At 64.5% G+C, this 4,843-nt stretch carries 5 protein-coding genes; 2 read left to right on the top strand and 3 right to left on the bottom strand.

The window, feature by feature from the left end; genetic code table 11:
- Positions 1 to 10: 10 nt before the first annotated feature.
- From EQG76_RS20330 to EQG76_RS20340, 3 genes are read right to left on the bottom strand one after another with little or no spacing between them, the layout of a single operon-like run.
- Entirely contained in the window at positions 11 to 880 is an 870-nt protein-coding gene (locus EQG76_RS20330) for an ABC transporter permease (protein WP_159716168.1), read from the bottom strand.
- Positions 877 to 1,956, bottom strand: coding sequence for an ABC transporter ATP-binding protein (locus EQG76_RS20335; RefSeq protein ID WP_159716169.1), 1,080 nt, complete (start codon positions 1,954 to 1,956; stop codon positions 877 to 879). The genes EQG76_RS20330 and EQG76_RS20335 overlap by 4 nt, the downstream gene beginning before the upstream one ends.
- An 11-nt stretch (positions 1,957 to 1,967) precedes the next feature.
- Positions 1,968 to 2,996, bottom strand: coding sequence for an ABC transporter substrate-binding protein (locus tag EQG76_RS20340; RefSeq protein WP_159716170.1), 1,029 nt, complete (start codon positions 2,994 to 2,996; stop codon positions 1,968 to 1,970).
- A 480-nt stretch (positions 2,997 to 3,476) separates the two neighbouring features.
- Here EQG76_RS20340 and EQG76_RS20345 point away from each other — a divergent pair, with 480 nt between their 5' ends.
- Together EQG76_RS20345 and EQG76_RS20350 are read left to right on the top strand one after the other, a co-directional pair.
- Complete coding sequence (locus EQG76_RS20345; RefSeq protein WP_159716171.1) at positions 3,477 to 3,743, top strand: hypothetical protein; 267 nt, start codon at positions 3,477 to 3,479, stop codon at positions 3,741 to 3,743.
- Between the two features lie 604 nt (positions 3,744 to 4,347).
- On the top strand, positions 4,348 to 4,686 hold the full coding sequence (locus EQG76_RS20350) for a hypothetical protein (RefSeq protein WP_159716172.1): 339 nt from the start codon (positions 4,348 to 4,350) through the stop codon (positions 4,684 to 4,686).
- Positions 4,687 to 4,843 lie beyond the last annotated feature (157 nt).

The following is a 4,843-nucleotide window of genomic DNA, read 5'->3' on the forward strand; positions in this document are numbered from 1 at the left end:
CAGGCACGGGTCACGAGCGCAGCCTCCGCGGTACCAGCCCCTGCACCAGGAGGAAGCAGAGCAGCACCAGGACGAGCAGCACCACGCCTAGCGCGCTGGAGGCACCCCATTCACTGTACATCGTCACATTCTGCTGGATCTTCATGGAGATGGTGGTGACGTTTCCGCCGCCCAAGAGCTGCGGCGTGACGTAGAAGCCCAGGCACAGGACGAAGGAGAGCAGGGCGCCGGCCATGATGCCGGGGGTCGAAAGCGGCAGGAACACGTCCCAGAACGCCCGGCTGGGCCCGGCCCCCAGGCTGCGCGCCGCTTTGACCATATCCGGATCGATCTGGCGCATCGCCGAGTAGAGCGGGAAAATGAAGAACGGCAGCATGATGTGGACCATGCCGATTGTGGTCCCGGTGAAGCTGTTCGCCAGCCGAAGCGGCCGGTCGATCAGGCCCAGGTCGAGCAGCCAGGTGTTGATCAGGCCGCGCCGCTGCAGGAGCACCATCCAGGCATAGGTGCGCACCAGCAAGGAGGTCCAGAACGGGATCGCCACGCAGGCCAGCATCAGCGTGGCGAGCCAGGGCGGCTGGCGGACGATGAAGTACGTGGTGGGGATGCCCAGCACGATCACGATCCCGGTCACGATCAGGCTGAGCAGGACCGTGTCGGACAGGATGCTGAGATAGCTCTGGTTCTCCAGCATCCGCTGGTAGTGGACGAGCGACAGCGTGCCGTCCTCGAAGAAGGACAGCAGGCCCAACCACAGGAAGGGGACCAGTACCACCAGCGTCACCAGCACCGCCGGCACGGCGAATGGCCAGCTCCGCGGACGGAGCGGCTTCGCCTCGCCGACCTGGGGCGCCGCCGTGCGGGTGGCCGCCACGCTCATCCCGTCGTCTCCTCGTCGACGACGATCGCATCCTCCTCGTGCAGGGCCAGGCGTACCGGCTCTCCTTCCGCCGGGATGGTGGCGAGCGTGGTCCGGCGCGTGCCGCGCTGCAGGCGGACCAGCTCGCCATTGCCGAGCTTGGCGAACACGATCACGAGGTCGCCCTGGAACAGGATCTCGCCCACCGTGGCGTCCAGGTAGAAGGAGCCCGGCTCCCGCATCCCGGCCGGCGCAATCTCGAGCTTCTCTGGGCGGATCACCAGGAGCGGGCGGCTGTGCCCGTCCAGGTGACGCTGGCGGAACTCGTCCGAGACCAGGGGCTCGACCGTGGCGGCGGCCGGCCCGGTGAGCGGCAGGAAGTTGGAGTTGCCGATGAAATCGGCGACGAAGCGGGTCTTCGGCTGCTCGTAGATCTCGCGCGGGCTGTCCTTCTGGACGATTCGGCCTCGGTCCATCACCACCACCTGGTCGGCCAGGGTCAGGGCCTCCTTCTGGTCGTGGGTGACGTAGACGATGGTCCGGCCCAGGCGCTGGTGGAGATGCTTCAGCTCGATCTGCATCTCCTCGCGCAGCTTCTTGTCGAGCGCCGACAAGGGCTCGTCCATCAGGATGATGCGGGGCTCGAACACGATGGCGCGGGCCACGGCAACGCGCTGGCGCTGCCCGCCCGAGAGCTCGTTGATCCGCCGCGCCCCAAACCCTTCCATCTGCACGGCCTGGAGCGCGTTCCTGACCCGCCCGGCACGCTTGGCGGCCGGCACCCGGCGCAGCTTCAGGGGATAGCCGACATTCTCCTCCACCGACATGTGCGGGAACAGGGCGTAGTTCTGGAACACCACGCCGATGTCACGCTTGTCCGGCTCCAGGCTCAGGATCTCCTGGTCGTCGATGCGGATGCTGCCCTGGTCCGGATGGGCGAAGCCGGCGATGCTCATGAGCAGCGTGGTCTTGCCCGATCCAGAGGGCCCCAGCAGGGTCACGAACTGACCGGCCGGGATGTCGATGGAAACGTCCGAGAGGGCGGCGAACGCGCCGTAATGCTTGGACAGTCCGCGGATGGTGATCGAAGACGCCATGCTTCAGCGGCTCACTGCTGCTTGAAGTTCTGCCAGCGCTCCATCATCTCGGCACCGTGCTCGCCCCACCAGGCGACGTCCAGCACGAACTGCTTGGCCGCGTTCTCGGGCGAGGAGTTGATCTTCGCCTTAAGCTCGTCGGTCAGCACCGGCTGGTCGAAGGCCTTCTGGTTGATCGGCCCATAGGCGATGTGCAGCGGCAGCAGCGCCTGCTGCTCGGGTGCGATGAACAGGCCCAGCGCCTTCATCGCCAGGTCCTTGTGCGGGGCGCCCTTGGGCACGACGAAGCAGTCCGCCATCAGGATGCCCTGGTCGAAGGTGAAATCGGCCTTGGCTCCGTCCTTGATCGCCGCGTCGATGCGGCCGTTCCAGATCTGGATGAGATCGACCTCGCCGTCCTTGATCAGCTGCGCGGACTGGGCACCGGAGGTCCACCACACAGTGATGTCCGGCTTGAGCTCCTCGAGCTTCTTGAAGGCGCGCTCGACATCGAGCGGATAGAGCTGGTCGGGCGGCACGCCGTCGGCGAGCAGGGCCGCCTCCAGGTTGCCGCGCGGATGGTCGTAGATCCCCCGGTCCCCCGGGAACTTCTCGGTGTCGAAGAAGTCGGCCCAGCCAGTGGGGACCTGGCCGTCGGCGCCGATCGTGTCGGTGTTCCAGCCGATCACGGTCGAATAGTAGAGGTTCGCCACCCAGTCCTTGCCGACCAGCTTCGGATCGATGCCGGACGTGTCGACCACGCTCGGGTCGAGCGGCTCGAACAGGCCCTCCTTGCTGCCGATCGCGCATTCCTCCGCCGCGGTGTTGGCGATGTCCCAGGCCACCGCCTTGCTCTGCACCTGGACGCGGATCTCCGGAATGCCGGAAGTGGTCGCCTCCTTGATGGTGATGCCGAGCTTCTTGGCGGTCGGATCGAAGAACGCAGCCCGCTGAGCATCCTGGTAGACGCCGCCGCCGGAGGCCACAGTGATTTCGTCGGCCAGGGCCGTGCCTGCTACGGCACCGCTCAACAGGCAGGGCAGGAGGAGATGCAGCTTCATTGGCACGACTCCAAGCGATCTTGAGGGCAATCGTTGATTATTGTTTGGGCACACTGCCAAGTGCATCGACGATCTGTCGATACACGAGGAATTGCTGGCGCGGGCGAACCCTCCATCCTGATGCTCTAGAAATCGGTTACATTCTGCTGGGGCTGTGTCAAGCGCACCGATGGGACGGCTGCCGGCTGCCTCGCTCGCCTCCATGAACTGCCGTTGCACGTGCGTATGGATGCCTGGTGTGATCGCTGCCAACATGGCTCGCCAGTGATCAAGGACGTATGGGTGCAGAGGTACGGCAGGGACAAGACGCTGCCGGAGTTGGAGCCACGGCTGAAGTGCAAGGAGTGCGGCGGGAGGCATGGGTACCTCTGAGTCTCCGGCGCGTCACTTTGGTCATCACGTTTTCCGGAGGTGCCGCAGATATCTAGCAGGTCTCCCTGTAGAGTGTTGTGCCGCGCAACACTCCTGGGAGCAGGTACAGTGGTCTGGGATGCCTCTAAGCCACGATACCGTACCGCCTATGCCCGGCTGGTTTGGCTGCAGCGCCTGCGCGTGGTGCTCACGATCACCGGGTTCGTCGTCGGAGTTGTGCTGGGCATCTTGATCGGAGCCACGATCGAGGACGCGCAGCTCGCTTTGACCAAACGTGAAGTCATCGGCGTGATCGTCATCGTCACCGTCTGCACCGGCCTTCCGTGGCTGCTCATGAGGCCGATCATCGAGCGCCAGCGAGAGCGGCTCGGCTGACAACGCCGCCTCGCTGGCGCTGGTCCGCCGCCTGAACGGTCGGATCGCGTCGCTTCAAGGCGCTCATGTCGAGTTTGGACGTATCCGCAGGATCTCACGCGCTACGTTGTCTAGGTCATTGCGCCAGACCCGCTTGCTCCTGGCAAGCGGCACCCTAGTGCAACGCCATACCGACACCCGTGTCCATCAATCCAAACAACCATCCGATTGAGGCTGCGACGGTCGACAACCTCCTGGCGAGAGCCGCGATTCCCATCCCAACCGCATAAGCAAGCGACGCGCATATCGCAGCAGCGCCGAACAATAGGATTACCACGAGCAGAAGAGTGCACTCCCGAGCCTCAATCCACACGCGCCGCCAATTGAAGCAGACGATGTGTAAAATCATGATGCACACTTCTGCTGGTGGAGCTTCCAAGCACTGCCGGACACTACCGTGTTGCGGGCTACTGGAATGCAGCCACTCATTGTCGCATCTGCAAGAGCAGGTAGAATCGCCTCAGATTCGACACATCCTACCGCCCGGTGCGCCAGCAGACCACGCTGACGGACGCGGCGATGCATCGGTACTGTTGCATCTAGTCACCTTGGAGATGCCCAACCGATGCCCAACACAACCAGCGTGGACCCGCCCGCAATTGAGTCCGAATCGCCCGCTGATCCAGCCATCGAACAGTACGTGGCCGGGGCTCAACTGGCTGCCACTGCCCTGGATTGCCAGCTGGCCCATCTGCGCGAGGTCGTGCTGACAGAGGCCCGGCTGCTTGACGGGAAGTCGGTAGGGCGGGTCCTGGTGGCTGCCGGTCATGCTGCCTGGCAGGTCATGCAGGCCCATGGCTTCGGCGAGAAAGAGATCGCGCTGGAGGCAGGCCGGATGGTGCAGGAGCTGCAGGTGGCCGTCAGGGAGCAGGCACGGAAATCGACAACATTCGATTCGATGTAGGAACGGCCACCGGTCTCGCCGCCTTCCACCGACCGTCGGGAGCAGCTGGTAGAGTCAATGTTGATCCTCGTGGTGGAGGACGAAGGCCTGGTCGCCATGGCCATCGAGTGGGCGCTGAAGCTTGCCGGGCATCACGTGCTTGGTCCCACCGACAACG

The sequence above is a fragment of the Geminicoccus flavidas genome, assembly GCF_009806515.1.
Taxonomy (GTDB): domain Bacteria; phylum Pseudomonadota; class Alphaproteobacteria; order Geminicoccales; family Geminicoccaceae; genus Geminicoccus; species Geminicoccus flavidus.

Bases quoted from the DNA above. Each gene is read 5' to 3' on its own strand.
- EQG76_RS20330 (WP_159716168.1), bottom strand. From the start codon at position 880: ATGAGCGTGGCGGCCACCCGCACGGCGGCGCCCCAGGTCGGCGAGGCG.
- EQG76_RS20335 (WP_159716169.1), bottom strand. From the start codon at position 1,956: ATGGCGTCTTCGATCACCATCCGCGGACTGTCCAAGCATTACGGCGCG.
- EQG76_RS20340 (WP_159716170.1), bottom strand. From the start codon at position 2,996: ATGAAGCTGCATCTCCTCCTGCCCTGCCTGTTGAGCGGTGCCGTAGCA.
- EQG76_RS20350 (WP_159716172.1), top strand. From the start codon at position 4,348: ATGCCCAACACAACCAGCGTGGACCCGCCCGCAATTGAGTCCGAATCG.